This window comes from Marinifilum fragile (genome assembly GCF_963677365.1).
GTDB lineage: Bacteria > Bacteroidota > Bacteroidia > Bacteroidales > Marinifilaceae > Marinifilum > Marinifilum fragile.
This window is the reverse complement of record NZ_OY781962.1, coordinates 874337-894452: the sequence shown is the minus strand read 5'-3', so window position 1 is coordinate 894452 and position 20116 is coordinate 874337. Positions and strand designations below refer to the sequence as shown.

Annotated in this window: 18 protein-coding genes; 5 read left to right on the top strand and 13 right to left on the bottom strand. The window is 34.0% G+C overall.

Translation table 11 applies throughout. The annotated features are described in order from the left end of the window. Window positions 1–379 precede the first annotated feature (379 nt). On the top strand, window positions 380–1186 hold the full coding sequence (gene truA, locus ACKPCA_RS03350) for a tRNA pseudouridine(38-40) synthase TruA (RefSeq protein ID WP_321281388.1): 807 nt from the start codon (window positions 380–382) through the stop codon (window positions 1184–1186). 182 nt (window positions 1187–1368) lie between these two features. Here truA and ACKPCA_RS03345 read toward each other — a convergent pair whose 3' ends face one another. Together ACKPCA_RS03345 and ACKPCA_RS03340 are read right to left on the bottom strand one after the other, a co-directional pair. Beyond that, the gene (locus tag ACKPCA_RS03345) at window positions 1369–3522 is read right to left on the bottom strand and encodes a PAS domain S-box protein (RefSeq protein WP_321281387.1); all 2154 of its coding nucleotides are present in this window, start codon (window positions 3520–3522) and stop codon (window positions 1369–1371) included. 4 nt (window positions 3523–3526) lie between these two features. Further along, window positions 3527–4663 (bottom strand): FIST signal transduction protein, encoded by a 1137-nt coding sequence (locus ACKPCA_RS03340; RefSeq protein WP_321281385.1) that lies wholly within the window; start codon window positions 4661–4663, stop codon window positions 3527–3529. 221 nt (window positions 4664–4884) lie between these two features. Here ACKPCA_RS03340 and ACKPCA_RS03335 point away from each other — a divergent pair, with 221 nt between their 5' ends. Continuing rightward, window positions 4885–7284 (top strand): penicillin-binding protein 1A, encoded by a 2400-nt coding sequence (locus tag ACKPCA_RS03335; RefSeq protein WP_321281384.1) that lies wholly within the window; start codon window positions 4885–4887, stop codon window positions 7282–7284. A 190-nt stretch (window positions 7285–7474) separates the two neighbouring features. Here the strand turns inward: ACKPCA_RS03335 and ACKPCA_RS03330 are convergent, their stop codons facing one another. From ACKPCA_RS03330 to ACKPCA_RS03310, 5 genes are all read right to left on the bottom strand, one after another. After that, on the bottom strand, window positions 7475–8278 hold the full coding sequence (locus ACKPCA_RS03330) for a CHAD domain-containing protein (protein ID WP_321281383.1): 804 nt from the start codon (window positions 8276–8278) through the stop codon (window positions 7475–7477). Window positions 8279–8453: 175 nt separating this feature from the next. Then, window positions 8454–8633, bottom strand: coding sequence for a type II toxin-antitoxin system antitoxin (locus tag ACKPCA_RS03325; protein ID WP_054719900.1), 180 nt, complete (start codon window positions 8631–8633; stop codon window positions 8454–8456). A gap of 10 nt (window positions 8634–8643) precedes the next feature. Next, window positions 8644–9498 (bottom strand): SPFH domain-containing protein, encoded by an 855-nt coding sequence (locus ACKPCA_RS03320; RefSeq protein WP_321281382.1) that lies wholly within the window; start codon window positions 9496–9498, stop codon window positions 8644–8646. 102 nt (window positions 9499–9600) lie between these two features. Beyond that, a complete protein-coding gene (locus ACKPCA_RS03315) occupies window positions 9601–9840 on the bottom strand; it encodes a hypothetical protein (protein ID WP_321281380.1) in 240 nt (79 codons plus the stop codon). A gap of 112 nt (window positions 9841–9952) precedes the next feature. After that, window positions 9953–10549, bottom strand: a complete 597-nt coding sequence (locus ACKPCA_RS03310; protein ID WP_321281379.1) for an RNA polymerase sigma factor — start codon at window positions 10547–10549, stop codon at window positions 9953–9955. A 194-nt stretch (window positions 10550–10743) separates the two neighbouring features. Between ACKPCA_RS03310 and uvrA the strand changes: the two genes are divergently transcribed. After that, window positions 10744–13527 (top strand): excinuclease ABC subunit UvrA, encoded by a 2784-nt coding sequence (gene uvrA / locus ACKPCA_RS03305; protein WP_321281378.1) that lies wholly within the window; start codon window positions 10744–10746, stop codon window positions 13525–13527. A gap of 43 nt (window positions 13528–13570) precedes the next feature. Here the strand turns inward: uvrA and ACKPCA_RS03300 are convergent, their stop codons facing one another. Continuing rightward, a complete protein-coding gene (locus tag ACKPCA_RS03300; protein WP_321281377.1) occupies window positions 13571–14002 on the bottom strand; it encodes a hypothetical protein in 432 nt (143 codons plus the stop codon). 16 nt (window positions 14003–14018) lie between these two features. Continuing rightward, on the bottom strand, window positions 14019–14870 hold the full coding sequence (locus ACKPCA_RS03295; RefSeq protein WP_321281376.1) for a hypothetical protein: 852 nt from the start codon (window positions 14868–14870) through the stop codon (window positions 14019–14021). Between the two features lie 206 nt (window positions 14871–15076). Between ACKPCA_RS03295 and ACKPCA_RS03290 the strand changes: the two genes are divergently transcribed. Next, a complete protein-coding gene (locus tag ACKPCA_RS03290; protein WP_321281374.1) occupies window positions 15077–15598 on the top strand; it encodes a hypothetical protein in 522 nt (173 codons plus the stop codon). A gap of 38 nt (window positions 15599–15636) precedes the next feature. Here ACKPCA_RS03290 and ACKPCA_RS03285 read toward each other — a convergent pair whose 3' ends face one another. The 4 genes from ACKPCA_RS03285 to ACKPCA_RS03270 all read right to left on the bottom strand — a co-directional run bounded on the left by ACKPCA_RS03285 (window position 15637) and on the right by ACKPCA_RS03270 (window position 19462). After that, window positions 15637–16641, bottom strand: a complete 1005-nt coding sequence (locus tag ACKPCA_RS03285; RefSeq protein ID WP_054719331.1) for a dihydroorotate dehydrogenase-like protein — start codon at window positions 16639–16641, stop codon at window positions 15637–15639. Between the two features lie 97 nt (window positions 16642–16738). Next, window positions 16739–17416 (bottom strand): YggS family pyridoxal phosphate-dependent enzyme, encoded by a 678-nt coding sequence (locus ACKPCA_RS03280; protein ID WP_321281372.1) that lies wholly within the window; start codon window positions 17414–17416, stop codon window positions 16739–16741. A gap of 72 nt (window positions 17417–17488) precedes the next feature. Next, window positions 17489–18187, bottom strand: coding sequence for a response regulator transcription factor (locus ACKPCA_RS03275; protein WP_054719325.1), 699 nt, complete (start codon window positions 18185–18187; stop codon window positions 17489–17491). A 6-nt stretch (window positions 18188–18193) separates the two neighbouring features. Next, on the bottom strand, window positions 18194–19462 hold the full coding sequence (locus tag ACKPCA_RS03270) for a sensor histidine kinase (RefSeq protein WP_321281371.1): 1269 nt from the start codon (window positions 19460–19462) through the stop codon (window positions 18194–18196). 180 nt (window positions 19463–19642) lie between these two features. On the opposite strand from ACKPCA_RS03270, the gene ACKPCA_RS03265 reads away from it, so the two are divergent. After that, complete coding sequence (locus ACKPCA_RS03265) at window positions 19643–20008, top strand: hypothetical protein (RefSeq protein ID WP_321281369.1); 366 nt, start codon at window positions 19643–19645, stop codon at window positions 20006–20008. The last annotated feature ends 108 nt before the right edge of the window (window positions 20009–20116 follow it).

Genomic DNA, 20116 nt, shown 5'->3' with positions numbered 1-20116 from the left:
TTTAACAAAGTAATTTAATCATTTATTTGATTTCATCATTCACTAGCAAACGAAGCACTTCACAAATCACACACTCTTATTTTATCTTCCTTATTTCCAATTCTATTTTTATTATCACTCTAGGGATACACCTCTTTTTACCCCATCCTTAAACACTTTGCAATCCCAAGACTTTACTAACTTAATAGTATATACGCAAGCATTACAATTAAAATCTATGATAGATAAAAAATCACTCTTTCACTCTGAAAGTTTTCACTTTCCAAATCCTAAACAAACCTGTAAATCTGCGTGATATTTTTGTTAGGCTTAGGTATAAAAATTACCCTCCTACTCGTTCAATAGAATTATTTCTACCTTTGGGCACAAACAAGAATTCATGTCGAAATACAGGTATTTTTTTCATATCGCCTACAAAGGCAGCAATTACAGAGGCTGGCAAAAGCAGATTAACGCCACCAGTGTACAGGAAAGCATCGAGGATGTATTGAGTAAGTTTCTGAAGGAAAAAATACACTGCATGGGTTGCGGCAGAACTGATGCGGGTGTTCATGCATCGCAATATTACTTTCATATTGATGTGAGTCACCAGATTGATGAAAAGCTATTGTTTGCCATTAACCGAATGCTTCCGCCTGACATTTCCGTTTTCGATTTTCAGCAGGTTGAGCCACAAAATCATTCACAACACAGCGCCAGTCAGCGCACTTACAATTATTTTATTCACACCAGCAAGAATCCCTATTTGAGCGATATCTCTTCGCTTTATTCTCTTGATCTGGACAGTGAAAAAATGCAATTGGCTGCCCAACTCTTGATTGGCGAAAAGGATTTTCGTGCCTTCTGCAAAACGCCCGATCGACACAACCACACCATCTGTAAGGTAAGCAATGCACAAATTTACAAGAGTGCTGATGCAGACTCTTTGCGATTCGAGATTACTGCCAATCGCTTTTTAAAAGGAATGATTCGAATCATTGTTCATCAATTGCTCGAAGTTGGACAAGGAAAACTGAGCCTGAAGGAATTTGAGCAACAATTGCATAAGAAAATCACCCCTTCCCCATTAAATCTGGCATATCCCCAGGGCTTGTACCTATCAGAAATTAAATATCCCTTTTTAGAACAAGAAAATCTATCCAATCAGTGTATCATGATGGATTTGAAGGAATGGATTCTTGTTTAGCTACAAGTTTCTAGAGTAAATTACCAAAAGAATAAGGCTTTCGACAAATTGGATTTAGCTTTTGGATTTATAATTAGCTTAATTTAGGAATTCTTCCCTCTTAGGGAAGATGGCTACAGCCAGAAGGGTGTATTTTTGGTTATATTTTTCTTTCTTCACCCTTTTACCTAAAAGGTAAAAGCCTAGAGCCTGTAACTTCGATCAGCATACTTCTCCAACTTCACGCACAACTCTTCAGGATTTATGGGCTTGGTTACGAAATCGGTCATGCCTGCACCAATAACTTTGGCTCGTATTTCGTTAAAGGCAGATGCCGTAACCGCAATAATTGGCAACATCTGATACTTATCTCCCTTCAGTTTTCGGATGTTTTCGGAAGCATTATACCCATCCATTACCGGCATTTGCAAATCCATAAGCACCATATTATAATCGGTTTCCTGCACTTTTTCCAAAGCAATTTTACCATTCTTCGCAACATCGTAGGTAACATCCCATTTCTTAAGGAATTGCTTTATAATTAGCACATTCATTGGATTATCTTCCACCACCAATATGTGCATTCCTTTCAGTTTCTCACAATCTGCAAAATGTTCATCTGAAAAATTTACCTTAGGTTTGGATTTCAGGCTGGTCTTTAAATCGACATTTACAAAGAAAGAGGTTCCTTTTCCTGTTTCACTTTCCACATCAATGCTACCATTCATCAGCTCTACTAATTTTCCTGTAATGGCCAGACCTAAGCCAGTTCCTCCATACAATCGGGTGGTATTGGAATCTGCTTGCGAAAATGATTCGAAAATCTGATCTTTTTTGTCTGCTGGAATACCAATTCCCGTATCGCTAATTTCAAACTGTATGCTCACTCTATCGTCCGAGTTTCCTTTAAAATCAGCCTTTAAAACTACTCTACCTTCATCGGTAAATTTTATGGCATTACAGCACAGGTTGGTAATAATTTGAGATAACCTGGTAGGATCACCCGTAAGATATGTCGGAATCTTAGGATCAATATCAACAATAAACTCGAGGTCTTTTTCTTTTGCCTTCATAAAAAATCCGGCAGTCACATTATTGATAAAATTTCTAAAATTAAAGTCGATTTTCTCCAATTCAATCTTACCTGCTTCAATTTTACTGAAATCCAAAATGTCATTTATTAATGTCATTAGATTATCTGCTGACAATTTTAAAATATTCAGGTTGTTTAGCTGATCTTCTCTTGGCTCATTTTCAGATAACAAATGTGTAACCCCAATTACAGCATTCATTGGAGTCCGTATTTCGTGAGACATGGTAGATAGAAACTGCGCCTTGGCTTTTGTAGCCTCTTCAGCTTTTTCTTTGGCAGCAATCAATTCAGATTCTACCCTTTTTCGTTCCGACAGGTCGTTGAGTGCTACAAAATGGATATTTCCCTCGGCCAAATGTATAGGATTCAGAATTACTTCAACAGGAAATTCCATTCCATCCTTCTTCATATGAATCCAATCAAACTTATTAAAGCCTTTTTCTCTGGCTTGGTAAATTAAATCTCTTGCCTTATTGGATGATTTAATGCCATCAGGCTGGAATTCCGGTGAAAAATCTTTTACAAACTTACCGATAAAGTCTCCTCGCTCTTTCACTCCAAAAAGATCTAAACAAGCCTGGTTGCAATCTAAAAATTTCGATTCTTTAATAATCAGGTATGCCACCGATGATTTTTCAAATATCATTCTGAATTTTTCGGCAGTTAGGTTCTTCTCCTCTTCTAAAGTTTTACGATCCGAAATGTCCTTTATAAAACCTGATACCCCAGTTGCCTTACCATCTTCTCCAATAATTAAACGCTCCTCTATTTCACACCACTTGTAACTACCCGATTTGGTCAAAAATCGCAACTCGAAGTGGTTGGTCTTCTCCTTATTGTCCAGCAAATATTTAAATTTTAATTTGCACAATTCGATATCATCGGGGTGTATAAATTCAAAAACATTTGTACCAACACTCGACCACAAATCAAAGCCCGTTATTTTCGTCCAGGCCGGATTTAAATACATCCATTCTCCGTCGAAACTGGTTTGGAAAATCACTTCTTTAATGTTTTCAACAATTGACTCTAATCTTGAGCTTGTTGTTTTAATTTCTGCAGATTTGGTTTCCAAATTTTTCTTTAGCTCACGATTGACATTAAACAATTCTTGCGAACTTTCTTCCAGAATATTTTCAATTTGCTTGATATCAGAATCAAAGTCAACATATGCATCATTGATGACATCAAGAAAGTCTTTGAATTTTTCTTGCTCCTCAATTGATAAAAATTTCCTGATTTGTCTTTTTAGTAGTCGATGCATTGCTTTATTTTTCAGAAATTGTAGTGATTGTCATGGTTTGATTATGCAACTTACACGGGGTGTTTTTGCGAAATGGAGAGATCTCTCCATAAGAGTAAAATCCGGTAATACAAACATCATTACCAATTACATCAGCAACAGCTTCCACCTCTTCTTCAATCAACTGCTTTAAAACCAATTTGCGCCCCACACAACTAATAAGTATGGCTAGTTCGGCTCTGTCCTTTGGTAATATTTCGGTAGTGGTAATCGCAGAATTTTCGGCTCCGTTTATTAATCTGTCCACATTGGCTTTCATCAACCTAACATTGGCGCCCTCGGGAATAGAACCTGCAAAAGTCATTGATTGATCCTCTTCGTTAACACCAAGAATGGTACGAACCACTGGTTCCTGTATACCATTCTCTCGCAAGCTTAAAGGAAAAAGTAAACCAGATGCCGGCAAGCTATTCGCCTTTTCACCCAAAAACTGCTTGTAAAGTTGCAGAGCTGGTTTTCCATCCAATTCATAAAGTACATTTCCTTTCGATTTGGTTACCAATCTTTCCAGGCCAAAGCTATCCCATCCTCCATTTGAACCATAGCCTACAGAAACCTTTTCGCCATAAAAACCTAAAGCTGCTATACAATTAGAAACAGGTTTACCCGATTTATCATACACAACGGTTTCGTTAAAATCACTGCCATCACCCGCTAAACCTCCGGTAACCGTTACATTTCCTGGCAGTGCATTTTCTATGCCATTTACAAGTTCTGCACCATTTATATTCAATCCATCAGAAAGAATCATCACATGCTTTAATCCTTCCTTATCTAGTTTTTCCAATAATTTTGCACCTAGCAACTTATTATCAGTGTTCTGTTCAATTTTAATGGATTCTAATTTTACCTGAGAATTTTCAAATTCAATTGCTGTAATCACTACAGAACCATCTGCAACTTCAATTCCTGAGATTTCACCTGCAGATGAACACCCAAATAAAACTGCTTCAGGATAATTCTTCTTCAGTACTAATGTGAATTCTTCATTCAATATTAATTTTCTATATCCAAAAACAATTATCAAGTCTGTTTTAAGACATGGGTTCTTAATATTTAACAATTCATCAATTGAATTAATTCTCAGCTTATCAATTTTCATTCTATAGGTATAAAATTAGTAGTAGAATTCCACTTTATGGTGAATTTTAAATTATTCATCAACATTTTAATACGATTCATAATAAAGTCTGTTTCATAAATTAATCAAAAAATTAGTTTTTATAACTATTTTTGAACTTTCAGCGAGTAATGTTTTTACAAAAAGATATAATCTTTATCGTGATTATTCGTTGAATAATAGTAGCATCAAGAATTTTAAATATGGCGAAAACAAAAAAAACTACAAGCAGAAAACCGAATTCCAAAAGAAGAACTTCTACTAAAAGAAAAACTAAAAAAAGAAGTTTTAAATCGTACATCATTCGATTGGGATTACTAGCAATAGCGTGTGCCATTGTTGGGCTTGGCTTGTTGTTTTCATCGGTATACCTTGGGTTATGGGGTAAATTGCCAGATTATTACACTTTGCGAAACATTAAAAATGCAGATGCCTCCGAAATCTACTCCGAAGATGGTGCTATTTTGGGTAGAGTTTATGCTGAAAACAGAACCAATGTCAGTTTTAAGGATATTTCGCCCAATGTGATTAACTCGTTAATTGCTACTGAAGATGCACGTTTTTACGAACATCAAGGTGTTGATCAAAGAAGTATGCTTCGCGTTTTGGTAAAATCTTTGATCATGGGAGATCGTAGCTCAGGTGGAGGAAGTACCTTGAGTCAACAGCTTGCAAAAAATCTTTATAACAGAAAACATTATGGTGCCCTAACAATGCCTGTTAATAAAATCAGGGAAGCCATAACTGCATCGAGATTGGAGAAAATTTATTCCAAAAAAGAAATCTTACAGCTGTATTTAAATACCGTCTCCTTTGGTGAAAATGTATTTGGAATTGAGAGTGCATCCAGACAATTTTTCAGCAAACCGGCTTCTGCTTTAAAAACACATGAATGCGCTGTATTAATCGGAATGCTTAAAGCTCCAACCTATTACAATCCACGATTACATCCTGAAAGATCAAAACAAAGACGAAATGTTGTTTTGAATCAAATGGCAAAATATGAATACATTTCAGAATCGCAAGCAAAGCAACTGAAAGCATTGCCTTTGGAATTAAAGTATAACAATCAGGCTTCGAAAAATGGTTTAGCACCCTATTTAAGAGAAAAAATCAGAATTGAAGCAAATAAGATTTTGGCAGATTATCCAAAGGAAGATGGGAGCTATTATGATATTTATAGAGATGGGTTAAAAATTACTACAACCCTGGATTCTAAGCTACAGACATATGCTGAACAATCTGTGAGTGAACATTTAAAACAGCTTCAAAACTTATTTTACAAGCATTGGGGAAGCTCAAAACCTTGGGACAATAAAAAAGACATTCTTACCGATGCCAAACACCGATCTGATCGATACAAGGAGCTGAAAAAATCAGGTAAATCGGAACAAGAAATCAACAAGATTTTCAATGAAAAAGTGGACATGAAAATATTCACCTGGTCTGGAGAAAAGAATGTAAGCATGTCCCCTAACGATTCGATAAAACACTACGTTCAACTTTTAAACACAGGCTTTTTAGCTATGGAGCCTCATTCAGGAAAAATAAAAGCCTGGGTTGGAGGAATCGATTTTAATCACTTTAAATACGACCATGTTACTGCAAAAAGACAAGTTGGGTCTGTATTTAAACCTGTAGTTTTTTCAGCGGCCTTGGAAGAAGGAATTTCTCCATTTGAATATTTTCCAAACGAGAGAAAAGTTTACGAAGAATACGATAATTGGTCACCTCGAAATGCCGATAATAAATATGAAGGAAGCTACAGTATGGAAGGTGCTTTGGCCGAATCGGTAAATACCATTGCCGTAGATGTACTTTTGCAAACCGGCATTAGAGATGCGATTGTTCTGGCTGAGGAAATGGGAGTAGATAGCAACCTACCTAAAGTTCCATCTTTGGCTTTGGGCACGGCAAACATTTCCTTGTTCGAAATGATTCAAGTATATGCCACCTTAGCCAACCGAGGTGTACATGTTGAGCCCTATTACCTGGTAAAAATTGAAGACAAAAATGGAAATTTAATTGCTGATTTATCGAAGGAAAGAGGTGAAAACAGATTTGTTTTGTCTCCTCAGAACGCAGATATCATCAATCATATGCTGCAGGCTGTTGTAAATAATGGAACCGGTAAATCACTGCGAAATGTTTTTAAATTAGAAGGAGATTTGGCTGGGAAAACAGGTACTACAAATTCTCATGCTGATGGATGGTATATTGGCTACAATTCTAATTTGGTTGCTGGTGCTTGGGTTGGAGCCGATGACATGCGTGTGCATTTCCGTTCCTTAACTTTAGGACAAGGTGCAAGTATGGCTTTGCCTATTTATGGCAAATTCATGAGTAAAATGAGCAGCAATCGAAATTTCTCGAACTACAGTTACGCATCCATTAGAAAGCCAGAAAATGATATTCTTGCACAATTAAACATTCCACACTACATGCCAAAAGATTCAGGATTTTTCAAGAATATTTTTGGTGTTAAAGCCAAGGATCGCGATAAGCTTATGGAACGCAAACAGAGAAAAGAAAAAAGAAAGGAAAATAGAAAATCGATATATCAACGAATTAAGAACATTTTCAAAAAGAAGAACAAGGACTAACCCAGTTACTACTTTAATATACAAGAGTTCTAAAGACAAAGAGAAATAGATAAATCAAGCTTGTAACAACAAAGTAGCTGCGCAAAGAATGGCAAGCATTACCAAAGTTTAGCTATAGAACTGAAGCTAAACTCCATATATGGTAATTTAATGTAGAATAACAAGATAATTTTGCGGTGAATAATTCAGATTAATACTTTAAAAAGTTAGTCAGCATTTGTTGTTTGAATTCTTTAACTAGAATATTCTTTTCACTTCTGTTTTTATTCTTTATTTCACGTACCAATGATTTGAATTCTGAATTTGGAGCAAAGCTTTGAATTTTAGCTAACTTCTCATCCAGAACATTTCGGTCGTGCCAATTACCAAGCGTACACTCAGTTTCATTCACAATATTATATTCTCTTTCCAGATCTTCCGAACTTTCCACAGCAATTAATAACTGAAGTAAAGATTTAATAATTTTGAAAAACTTACGAATATCATGGTAATTCTCTTCTCCTCGCGAAGATGCCCATAATTTGTATATCAAGTCAAGCTCATCAAGAATGATTTTATCAGCCTTTTCTCTCAATTCAGTTGCAGCGATGCCTTCCATAACCTGATAGAGCTTTTCCATTCGTTTTTTAAACTTATCTAGCTTGAATTTTTCCAATACCAAAGTGAAGTCATTCGATATTATCAACTGGTCCTCTTCTAAAATCTGAATTACTTTTTCCTGATTCTCCACATTGCACTGAAGAACCAAACTTCTACAAACCTGAATTGTTCGTAAACGGCCAGAATATTTAAAAACAGGTCTTAACTGCTTTAACAACTTTCCTATAATGTCTGTATCCAAGCCTAGCGCATCCACAAGTAAAAGCAGGCTTCTCATATATTTAATGTCAACGCGCAACTTGTGTACACTATCCTCATTCAGACTTTTAGCCTCTGTCAGATGCAATAAAAATGCATCAAATCTTTTCTTGTAAAACGTGCTCAATTTATTCATATCTATAGTATAAGTCCCCTATCTTTTATATACAAGATACACAAAATCAAAAAATTAGTAAAATGAAATTTGAGCAAGTGCTTTTTGTTTAATTTAAAATAATATTTTCACATGGATATAAATCAAAAAGACCACCTAAAATATTAGATGGTCTTCGCATAAGTGAATTAGCTATTTATTCAGAGTGATCATCACTCTTTTTTTCTTCTTTCAACCTGCCTGCTTCTTTAAGAGCTTTATTTAAAATCCATTCAATTTGACCGTTAGTACTACGAAATTCATCCACAGCCCATTTTTCCAACTTCTTAAACATCTCAGGACTCAAACGCAAAACAAATGATTTTTTTTTAGTCATATTTTATTAATTATTGATACAAGCTACCAGTATTTAATACAGGCGTTGCATCTTTATCTGAACAAAGTACAACCATTAAATTACTAACCATGGTAGCTTTTTTATCTTCGTCCAAATCTACAATATCTTTATCGGCAAGTTCTTCCAATGCCATTTCTACCATACTTACAGCACCTTCAACAATTTTAAATCTTGCTGCTACAACAGCTGTAGCCTGTTGGCGTCTTAACATTGCTCCTGCAATTTCCGAAGCATAAGCCAAATAATTGATTCTTGCTTCCATCACCTCAATTCCAGCTATTGCTAATCTTTCAGTTAATTCCTTTTCTAGCAACTCACAAACTTCATTACCACCCGATCTTAACGTAATTTCAGCTTGCTCATCTTCGAAATTGTCGTAAGGATATGCGCCAGCCATATTTCGAATTGCCGCTTCTGATTGAATGGTAACAAAATTTTCGTAATTATTTACATCAAAAGCTGCCTTGTAAGTATCCTTAACTCTCCAAACCAAAACAACCCCAATCATTATTGGATTACCAATTTTGTCATTCACCTTAATTGGATCACTGTCGAGGTTTCTAGCGCGTAAAGATATCTTCTTTTTTACAAATAGAGGATTTACCCAAAAAAATCCGTTGTTTAAAATGGTGCCTTTATAAGCTCCAAAAAGAATCAATACTGCAGATTGATTTGGATTAACCACTGTAAATCCAGGCATACAAAGTATAAACAGTAGGATTAGAAGTGCAAATACGGGATTTCTTAGAAAGATAATACCTAGAATTCCTCCCAAAAGAAGAAGAAAACACACAAATACCATTGCAAAACCAGAGATTGCCGAAAAAGTTTGTTCTTGTTTCATATTTAAATCTTTTTGATATTATTTTGATATCAATTTACAAGGATTTTTTTGAATTGGCAAAACAAGGCACAAAAAAATGGAACGATGGTCGTTCCATTTTTTTTAATTCAACATCAATTCCCTAATATCCGGCATTTTAATATCAACATTAACTGTTGACCGATTAAATGTTTTTATCCGTTCTACAATCTCTCCTGACGCTTTCACTTTAAAGTCATCCAATAAATTGTATAAATCTGATGAATCAAATAGGTTTAAATCCGAAATTCTATCAAGCAACTTAAGCATTTCTTCAGGTGAAAATAAAACATCATGTTGTAATAAAGAGTAAATTTCATTCATAGGCATCATTAGCTAATTTGTTTTATTTTAAAACGCCTACGATTTTGATTTAGTATTCCAAAAACAAAAAAAGCCGGAAAATATTTCCGGCCTACTAAAATCAAATAAAAAACTAATGAAAAGTTAAACTCATATTTCTTTCTTCCATAATCTTTCTCATATTAATTAATGCATATCGCATTCTACCCAAAGCAGTATTAATACTCACATCGGTTTCTTCGGCAATATCCTTAAAGCTTAAACCCTTGTAGTGCCTAAGGATTACTACCTCTCTCTGATCTGCCGGCAGTTCCTTAACCAACTCTCTTATATCATCATGAATTTGATCACGAATCAAATCATCTTCACAATTGCCTTCACAGAATTTATTGGAATTGAATATATCCAATTCGTAATCATCCTTCGAGAAAGTGTTACTTTGTTTCTCTCTTCTGAAATGATCAATTATCAGATTGTGTGCGATTCTCAAAACCCAGGCTAAAAATTTACCATTGTCTTGATATTTGCCTAAACGCAACGATCGGATCACTTTTATAAAAGTGTCCTGAAAAATGTCCTCGGTAAGCTGATGATTTTTTACGATCAGATAGATGTAGGTATAAACTCTATCCTTATGACGATTGATTAATTTATCAATACATTCTTGGTTACCATCAATATACTGCTTCACGAGATCATAATCGGTAGGATTATTTTGTCTCAAATTCACAACTATTTATTTTTTTAAACAGCGTAAAAATTTTTCTATAAGCAGTATCTCCTTTATTTGGGTTTCATAAACTGGTAACAGTTTGCAATAAACTAATTTTTCCTGAGATTTGAAAATCTTTAGAAGTTAAATAACTTTGGAAATTCGTTTTCAAGATATAAATTCAACTCCTTATAGAAGTATATAAAAGACAGATGGCAGAGAAATTTTCAGAAGATTTTATTCATATAAAAGGTGCAAGAGTTCACAACTTAAAGAACATCGACTTAAAGATTCCTAGGAATCAATTGATTGTGATCACAGGACTTTCAGGATCGGGAAAGTCATCACTTGCATTTGATACTTTGTACGCCGAAGGCCAAAGAAGATATGTGGAAAGTTTATCAGCTTACGCACGTCAGTTTCTTGGGAGAATAGATAAACCTGAAGTAGATTTTATAAAAGGTATTCCACCGGCAATTGCTATTGAGCAAAAAGTGAACACAAGGAATCCTAGATCCACGGTTGGAACATCCACTGAAATATATGACTATTTAAAGTTACTCTTTGCAAGGATTGGTAAAACTTATTCACCAATTTCAAATACATTGGTAAAACGCCATACGATTAGCGATGTTGTTAATTTTATTCTAAAGCAAAAAGAAGATTTGCCTGTAATGATTTTAGCAGAAATGCTAAATGGTGACAGAAGCAAAAAAGAACAGCTTGAAGTGCTTTCAAAGCAAGGATTTTCGCGTATTGAAATTGATGGAAAAATTTATAAAATTTTCGATGTACTTGAAGCTCCTGAAATCATTCCAGTAGACAAGTCAATTCATATTGTTATTGATAGAATTCGTGTCTCGTCCGATGAAGATACTCAAAACAGAATAGCCGATTCTTTACAAACTGCATTTTACGAAGGAAAGGGTGAATGCTTGGTAATGTTTGAAGGAGAAACCTACTCTTTTTCGAATCGATTTGAAGCTGATGGAATCGAATTTGAAGATCCTAATGTTCATACTTTTAGTTTTAACAACCCAGTGGGTGCCTGTCCGAAATGTGAAGGCTTTGGAAAAGTAATTGGAATTGATGAAGACTTGGTTATTCCAAACAAAACAGTAAGCATTTACGATGATGCGGTGGTTTGCTGGAAAGGCGAAAAGATGCAGGAGTGGAAAAATCAATTAATCTATGCTGCCGATAAATTTGATTTCCCGATTCATCGACCATATTTTGAATTGAGTGATGAACAAAAGCTTTTATTGTGGACCGGAAACAAACACTTTAAAGGATTAAATGCATTTTTCAAATATCTAGAATCTAAACAATACAAAATTCAATATCGTGTAATGCTATCAAGATATCGAGGCAAAACCACTTGCCCTGATTGTAGAGGCACTCGACTAAAAAAAGAAGCTGGTTACATAAAAATTGAAGGGAAAAACATTCAAGATTTGGTGCTAATGCCAATCGCCGATCTGAACGATTTCTTCAAAAATTTAGAGTTAAGCAAAACCGAAGAACAAATTGCCAAAAGGCTTTTGGTAGACATCAGAAACAGACTACAATTTCTTTCCGATGTAGGTTTGGGATATCTTACCTTGAATCGACTTTCCAGTAGTTTATCTGGGGGGGAATCTCAGAGAATTAATTTGGCAACATCATTGGGAAGCAGTCTGGTTGGATCTCTTTACATTCTTGATGAACCAAGCATTGGTCTTCATTCACGTGATACGGATTTGTTGATTAAGGTTTTAAAACAACTCCGCGATTTAGGCAATACGGTAATTGTAGTTGAGCACGATGAAGATATTATTCTAGCTGCAGACCATGTGATTGATATTGGCCCATATGCTGGCAGACTTGGCGGTGAAGTTGTTTTTGAAGGTGACTTGAACGCTTTAAAAAAATCAAACAAAAGTTTAACCTCACAATATATTTCGCAAGAAAGAACTATTCCTGTTCCTGAAAATAGAAAAAAATGGAACAATTATATAGAAATTATTGGCGCTCGAGAAAATAACTTAAAAGGTCTTAATATCAAGTTCCCTCTTAATATTATGTCTGTGATTACAGGGGTAAGTGGTTCTGGTAAATCATCCTTGGTGAAAACAATTTTGTATCCTGCTCTTAAAAAACACTATGGTGGTTACTCCGATAAAAGTGGTCATTTTGATCTACTTCAAGGTGATTTGCAATTGGTGAAAAACATTGAGTTTGTTGATCAAAATCCGATTGGTAAATCCTCACGATCGAACCCTGTTACCTATTTGAAAGCATATGATGAAATCAGAAAGCTATTCGCAGATCAGAAAGCATCTCAATATGCTGGTTTTAAAGCTTCACACTTCTCTTTTAATATTGATGGCGGAAGATGTGATGAATGTCAGGGAGAAGGAATTATAAAGGTTGAGATGCAGTTTATGGCTGATATTTACCTTCAATGTGAAAGCTGCAAAGGCAGACGGTTTAAAGATGATATTTTAGATATTCGATACAATGGCAAAAACATTCATGATGTATTGGAAATGACCGTAAATGAAGCCACCGAATTCTTTGGTGTATCAAAAGGCAGCATTGAAAAGAAAATTGCTCAACGTTTAAAACCATTGGTTGATGTTGGCTTAGGATACGTTAAATTAGGACAATCATCGAGCACCTTAAGTGGTGGAGAAAGTCAAAGGGTAAAATTGGCGTCATTCCTTGCAAAAGAAAAAGCAGAACCTTGCCTTTTCATTTTTGATGAACCAACAACAGGACTGCATTTTCATGATATTCACAAATTGATGGATGCGTTTACTGCTCTAATAGAAAGAGGACATACTCTGATCATTATTGAGCACAATATGGAAATTATTAAGAGTGCTGATTGGTTAATCGATCTTGGTCCGGAAGGTGGAAATAACGGAGGAAAAATTGTTTTTGAAGGAACTCCTGAGGAAGCTACCAAATGCAAACAATCTTATACAGGACAATATTTAAAAGAAAAATTATAGAAGAAAGACTCCTACTAAGGAGTCTTCTTTATGATTTTAGGTGTTACATTTCTAATCCAAAAAGCATAACAACGCAACCATTCATACTTTTATCGTATTCTTTATTTTCAGTCACAAATTTCATGGAGATAATTAAAGTTTGTGATTCTTCCAGTTCAAAGTCGTATTTGTTATTGTATCCATCATCTTTATTATCAAAAATAACTTCGAAATCGGAATTTAGAACCTTAAAATGAATTGGTGGCAGAAAATCTTCTTTGCAAACTACCATTCTATACTTTTGTCCACTAAAAAATGCTTTATGAAGTTCAACTTCTTCATCAACATTTAAAACAACTCCATTATAGTTTCCGTCGTGTATATATTTCTCCAATAAAGGCTTACAATCCTTTTTGGCCAATTCTCTGCACTGCGAATAAGCTAAATTGGTGTTGACAATAAAAAACAAAACGGCTATAGTAAATAAAGTCCTCATGTAATTTAATCAGTTATTAATCGACCAAATAATTTCTAGTATCCTTAACTTTTAAAATAAGTTGCTCAAAACTTACTAAATCAACCTTATCATAGAAATCATGCTCTTTATTTTTTGAGATGATCGACATTTTGAATAAGCGCTCCAAATCTAATAAATCTTTATAAATTGGCCGTATTACCGGGTTTGTTTGATTTTTATTTAATACAGATTTTACACTTTCCAAGGACAGATGTTGATCCAAAATACGCTCAATTAAAATTTGATGTTTTGGCTCGTTGGTTTTCACACTTTGAGTAGCCAAATATAAACTCTCCACCCATCCTCCAATTATCATTAGAGATGCAAGCAGATATCTGTCCTGTTCTTTTAATTGTTCGTGCGATTCCATATAAATCTCTGAAATTACCTCAGTAATTAACTCCTTGTTTGTCAGATTTTCTTCTAACAATTTGATTGTATTTGGATCTACTGCTCTTATTATCCCTAAAGACTCAGCTAAATTCCTGGTAACATTTAGATATTCCAAAGATGTTTGAAATTGGTCATTTATGCCAGAATAACTTAAATCTGCACAATAAACTCCCAACGCAATGGCTTTGGATGTACTTGTGGAGTAACCTGCTAATTTCTCACTGGAGTTTAATAAATCCTCTCGAAAAACCAATCCTGATTTTTTAATTAGCAGAGAAGTTTCGATTGGACTTGGTAAAACAAAGAATACCTTCTTCATTATATCTGTATTTTCAGCCGTTAACTGATATTCTAAGGTTTCTGATTTAATTTCCTTTTCCTTCTTCCTTGAAGAATTCCAACTACAAGAAGCAAATAAAAATATCAATAATCCAGCTACAGAAATCTTTCTCATATATTACAATGGCGAGTTAAAATTTATAGTCTAAATGAAAATACGATTTTTTTCTTCACTAAAACTGGTTAAGAATGGCCTTTATAACCACAAAACCCCATATTGACACAGGATATAAGTTTAATTATTATTAAAAAGGCAATTTTCATCAAAAACTACTAGTATCGCTTATTTTATTAATTTTGCAGGATACAAACGAAAACAAAATGACGGATAAAGCGAAAAAAGCAATACACGATAAATTAGTATCGGAACTTCAGTCTTCAGATTATAAAACTGTTACAAAATCGATTAATCAATTAAGAGAAGAAGGACAATTGGAAGACATTGTACTTCTGTTTGATTTATTGGTAAGAAACGATGATGAAGAAGTAAAAAATACCATCCTGAAATTTTTAGCTGACATTAAGGACAAAAAAGCTGATTTGATTTTTATTGACGCAATTCTTAATGACAAGTACAAAACAATTCAGAAAGAATTAACAGGAATTTGCTGGCAGTCTAGTATTGATTTTACAAAGCACGTGAGCGTGTTTACCGATTTATTAATCAAATCTGATTTTGAAACAGCTTTTGAAGCCTTTACTGTAATAGAAAATTTTACAGAAAAAATTGAACCTGAGAAAAGAATTGAAGAGCAAGATAAGTTAAAGGATGCAATTCCAAATGCTCCTGAAGAAATGAAAGGAATGATTCATGAATGTATTCACATTCTTGACCAATTTTAAAAAGAAAGGCTGAATCAGTTGATTCAGCCTTTTTTATTTTAGATCATTACATCTTTTTCATTATTCGAAAAATACTTCATGAACTGTGCTCTTTCGTAAAGTGCTGAATCAGGAATATTTCCATAACTCAACTTTCCTCTGAATTCATCAATTGATTTGAATTCTTTTTTAGCCATCCAGGCTGATATTTCTTCCAAAATTTTGGTTATCTGATCAAATCCATGTTCATAAACTGTAGAACAAATTTGAACTGTTTTTGCACCTGCCAACAATTGCTTAATTGCAGCCTCACCGCTATGAATTCCAGTTGAAGCAGAAATATCAAGGCCTTTAATTTTATCGGATAACATTCCAACCCAACGCAAAGATCTGCGAATATCACTCGCGTTACTTAAAACTTCAGCACTAGTGATTTTCAAATTTTCAATATCAATGTCTGGCTCGTAGAACCTATTGAACAAAACAATAGAGTCAGCTCCATCAGCATTTAATCTATTCGCTACAGAAAACAAATTTGTAAAATAAATACCCAATTTCATTGAAATCGGAATATTCACTTCTTTCTTAACAGCATTGAAAATTTTGAAATACAGCTCTTCATACTTTGTAGAACTCATATTTCTATCGTTTGGAACGATAAATGCATTCAACTCAATAGCATCAGCACCAGCTTTTTCTATTTCTTTGGCAAATTGAGTCCAATCTGATGATGACACACAATTGATACTCGCAATAATAGGAATAGAAACCGCTTCTTTTGCTTCCTTAATTAATGTCAAATAATTTGAAACCGAGTTACCCTTGATATAATTTTGGATATAATCCTCAGCTTCAGGATATCCAACATTCGTAGGGTCTTTGCTAATAAGATGACGGGCTTCGTTAGTAATTTGCTCTTCAAATAAAGATTTTAATACAACAGCACCAGCTCCCTTTTCTTCGATAATCTTAATCTTTCTTACCGAATTGGTTAAACCAGAACTACTAACAATAACAGGATTCTTTAAAGACAATCCCATATAAGTGGTTTCAAGTTTTATCATAATATTTTGATTTTATTGAATTTCAATCGTTGACGAACAAATATAATCATTTAAATAAATAATCACGATTCATCAACTAAGGACTTTATCGCAAATGTTATTTATTCGAATAATCTCTGGCTCCAAAAATGGTACTTCCCACACGAATCATTGTGCTTCCTTCTTCAATTGCCAATTTATAATCTCCTGACATTCCCATCGAAATTTCTTTGAAACTCTCCTCATCTGGAAAAAATTTCGATTTAAGTTCGCTATAAATAGATTTTAGATTACCAAACTCCGAACGAATCTGTTTTTCATCATCAGTGTAAGTAGCCATTCCCATAACACCTACAATGCGTACATTTTGCATATTCTGATATTCCTCTGAATTTATAATACGCTCTGCATCGTTCAAATCTAACCCAAACTTTGTATCCTCATCGGCAATATGAAACTGCATCAAACAATCTATCACACGATCATTTTTTTGGGCTTGTTTATTAATCTCTTTTAGCAATTTCAAACTATCCACCGCATGAATTAAGCTAACAAATGGAGCAATATATTTGACCTTATTGGTTTGCAAATGACCAATCATGTGCCAAACTATATCTTTTGGCAACTCTTCAAATTTTCTGGTTAACTCCTGAGGTTTGTTTTCACCGAAAATTCTATAACCACCATCATAAGCTTCCATAATTGCTTCGTTGGGCTTGGTTTTTGAAACTGCAACTAAGGTTACATTATCCGGAATTGAATTTTTAATTTCTTCTATTTTTTGAGGTATGCTCATACCAGTACTAGTTTTGAATTTTAAAACTCAAAATTACAATTTTTCAGTTTTAAGTCTTACCCAGAAATCAAATTAATTATCATCTGATAGGATAAAGCCCACTCCATGAACATTTTCGATTTTCACTTGTGGATCTGGTTTTAGGTGCTTTCTCAATTTTGTAATAAACACATCCAGACTTCTTCCCATAAAATAATCATTTTCACCCCAAACCTTTACAAGTATATCCTCTCGACGAACTACATTGTTTTTCGATTGAAGCAGCATGTATAGAACCTCTCCTTCTTTTTGCGTAATTCGAGATTCATTCCCATCAATTCTTAGAGTAAGATTTACATGATTGTATTCAAATTTACCAAGTTTGATAGTTAACTCTGAAATATTCTGAACCGAATTTGTTCTTTTTAATATTGCATTTATTCTTCTTACCAATTCATCCTCATCAAATGGTTTGGTTATGTAATCATCTCCTCCCAAATCAAACCCTTTAAGCTTATCTTCCTTTAAGGATTTTGCCGTGAGAAAAATAATAGGAATATCCTTATCCTTTTTTCTGATCTTTTTGCCCAAAGAAAACCCATCCATTTTAGGCAGCATCACATCCAAAAGACAAATATTATACTTTGATTGGGTAAATTTCTCATAGCCTTCTTCCCCATCTCGAGCTAAGCTAACTGCGAAACCTTCCATCTCGAGAAAAGCATTTAAAACCTCTCCCAAGTTAGGATCATCTTCAACCAGTAATATATTTTTTGTTGTAAGTGTAGACATAAATTTTTAAGATTGTGGTATTATTACAGTAAAGGTACTACCATAATTTTTCTTGCTCCAAACATTTATCGAGCCTTTATGAGCATCAATTATCATTCGGGAATATGACAAGCCTATTCCAAACCCTTTAACATCATGACGATCACCTGTTGGAGCTCGGTAATATCTATCAAAAACATGTTTTTGTTCTTCTTTACTCATTCCAATTCCTTTATCGGATACCAAAACAAGTAAACTTCCATTATTATTTTTGGTTTCCAACTTTAATTCAGGTTTACCCGAAGAGTATTTTATAGCATTATCCAAAAGATTTAAAAACACATTTTGAATTAACTCCCGATCTCCTGTAATTAAATCATTTGAGGCTGATTTATTTACAATTAACTCACCCTTTCGCTCTGATAATCTAACCGATAAGGAATCGACACATTCTTTTAGTAGCTCATGTACATTAAATTGATTTGAATTCAATTGTAACTCACCTCTATCAATACATGATAATTTTAAAAGTTGATCAACTTGCTTTTTAAGTCTATCATTTTCAGAAGTAATCATATTGGCATAATGAATCACCTGATTTGGTTGAGAATGCACCTTTTCACGTCCAAGCATCTTTCCTGCCAAAGCAATGGTTGCCATTGGGGTTTTGAATTCGTGAGCAATATTATTTATAAGATCGGTGGTCCTTCCTAAAATTTTCTTGTCTTTAAGAAAAGAGAAAACAGTTAATCCAAAAAACACAAAAAGTATTAATATCAGAATTACGGATAATATAAACATGCTGCCCATACTATCCATTAAACTCTGCTCTCTTTTATTAAAATAGACATTCAGAACGGCTTTATCATGACTTAATGCCTTACGCAAGCTATAATAAAAACATTTACTTCTTGGCTGCTCATCAGCCGAAGATAATACTTCAATGGTGTATGGTGATTGAATTTGATAATTTTGAAACTGCTGCTTAACTATTGAATCCAATCGTTCCACTTCACTTTCCAATTTTGCACTATCATTGGCATCAAATCTCTTTTTATTCATGCAAGCACTCATAGCTTCACATCTCTCTCGGTCCTTCATAAACTCGTCCACCGATTCATGCAAAGCCATTCCTACCCTATGGTTAAATTGTTCTTCGTTCAAATCGCGAGCTCTACCTATCCACCTTATTTGTATCAAGAGAAGAGTAATAAGAACCAGTACAGATATGCCAAGAAATATCTGAATTCTATAATTACCTAACCTATTTATTAATTTTTGAACTTTTTTTATCATTTAATACCTTCTGTATTCCTTTAATAATGGGTCTATTAATCAATTCAAAGGTAGTTTAATTTTTAAAAAATTAAATTCCTTTAACAATTCATTAACAGCAGACAAAAAGATCTTTTACGTTCTTTATGTTACAATTCAATAAAATCAAAACGGATTAATTAACATTTAAATTTAAAAACAATGAAAAAGTTATTATTGAGCCTATTATTTGTTTTCGCCATTAGCGCAGTAAGTTTCGCAGTTCAACCGGTAAATATTTCTGCTGATAACAATACCGTACTTACTCAAGATGTAGATCAAAATCAGCAGCAAGATAAAAAGAAAGTAAAAAAAGAAGCAAAAGCTGATAAAAAAGCTTGTTGTTCAAAGAAGAAAGACTGTTCTAAAAAAGAATGCACTAAGAAAAAAGAATGCTGCAAGGACAAAAAAGAATGTTCTAAGAAAAAGGAATGCTGCAAAGACAAGAAAGAATGCTCTAAAAAAGAAGCTAACGCAAACAAAAAATGCGATTCAAATTGTAAAAAAGAGTGTTGTAAAAAGTCATAAATTATTATTAAGCAACAGGTAAACCCTTCGAAAATTCGAAGGGTTTTTTTATGCATTTTGGTACAATTTATGTTACAAGTTCAGGGTTAGAGTTTAAAAACCAATAAA

What these genes read in the sequence shown, in the direction of transcription:
- truA (WP_321281388.1), top strand. Translation starts at nt 380, where the DNA reads ATGTCGAAATACAGGTATTTTTTTCATATCGCCTACAAAGGCAGCAAT.
- ACKPCA_RS03345 (WP_321281387.1), bottom strand. Translation starts at nt 3,522, where the DNA reads ATGCATCGACTACTAAAAAGACAAATCAGGAAATTTTTATCAATTGAG.
- ACKPCA_RS03340 (WP_321281385.1), bottom strand. Translation starts at nt 4,663, where the DNA reads ATGAAAATTGATAAGCTGAGAATTAATTCAATTGATGAATTGTTAAAT.
- ACKPCA_RS03335 (WP_321281384.1), top strand. Translation starts at nt 4,885, where the DNA reads ATGGCGAAAACAAAAAAAACTACAAGCAGAAAACCGAATTCCAAAAGA.
- ACKPCA_RS03330 (WP_321281383.1), bottom strand. Translation starts at nt 8,278, where the DNA reads ATGAATAAATTGAGCACGTTTTACAAGAAAAGATTTGATGCATTTTTA.
- ACKPCA_RS03325 (WP_054719900.1), bottom strand. Translation starts at nt 8,633, where the DNA reads ATGACTAAAAAAAAATCATTTGTTTTGCGTTTGAGTCCTGAGATGTTT.
- ACKPCA_RS03320 (WP_321281382.1), bottom strand. Translation starts at nt 9,498, where the DNA reads ATGAAACAAGAACAAACTTTTTCGGCAATCTCTGGTTTTGCAATGGTA.
- ACKPCA_RS03315 (WP_321281380.1), bottom strand. Translation starts at nt 9,840, where the DNA reads ATGAATGAAATTTACTCTTTATTACAACATGATGTTTTATTTTCACCT.
- uvrA (WP_321281378.1), top strand. Translation starts at nt 10,744, where the DNA reads ATGGCAGAGAAATTTTCAGAAGATTTTATTCATATAAAAGGTGCAAGA.
- ACKPCA_RS03300 (WP_321281377.1), bottom strand. Translation starts at nt 14,002, where the DNA reads ATGAGGACTTTATTTACTATAGCCGTTTTGTTTTTTATTGTCAACACC.
- ACKPCA_RS03295 (WP_321281376.1), bottom strand. Translation starts at nt 14,870, where the DNA reads ATGAGAAAGATTTCTGTAGCTGGATTATTGATATTTTTATTTGCTTCT.
- ACKPCA_RS03290 (WP_321281374.1), top strand. Translation starts at nt 15,077, where the DNA reads ATGACGGATAAAGCGAAAAAAGCAATACACGATAAATTAGTATCGGAA.
- ACKPCA_RS03285 (WP_054719331.1), bottom strand. Translation starts at nt 16,641, where the DNA reads ATGATAAAACTTGAAACCACTTATATGGGATTGTCTTTAAAGAATCCT.
- ACKPCA_RS03280 (WP_321281372.1), bottom strand. Translation starts at nt 17,416, where the DNA reads ATGAGCATACCTCAAAAAATAGAAGAAATTAAAAATTCAATTCCGGAT.
- ACKPCA_RS03275 (WP_054719325.1), bottom strand. Translation starts at nt 18,187, where the DNA reads ATGTCTACACTTACAACAAAAAATATATTACTGGTTGAAGATGATCCT.
- ACKPCA_RS03270 (WP_321281371.1), bottom strand. Translation starts at nt 19,462, where the DNA reads ATGATAAAAAAAGTTCAAAAATTAATAAATAGGTTAGGTAATTATAGA.
- ACKPCA_RS03265 (WP_321281369.1), top strand. Translation starts at nt 19,643, where the DNA reads ATGAAAAAGTTATTATTGAGCCTATTATTTGTTTTCGCCATTAGCGCA.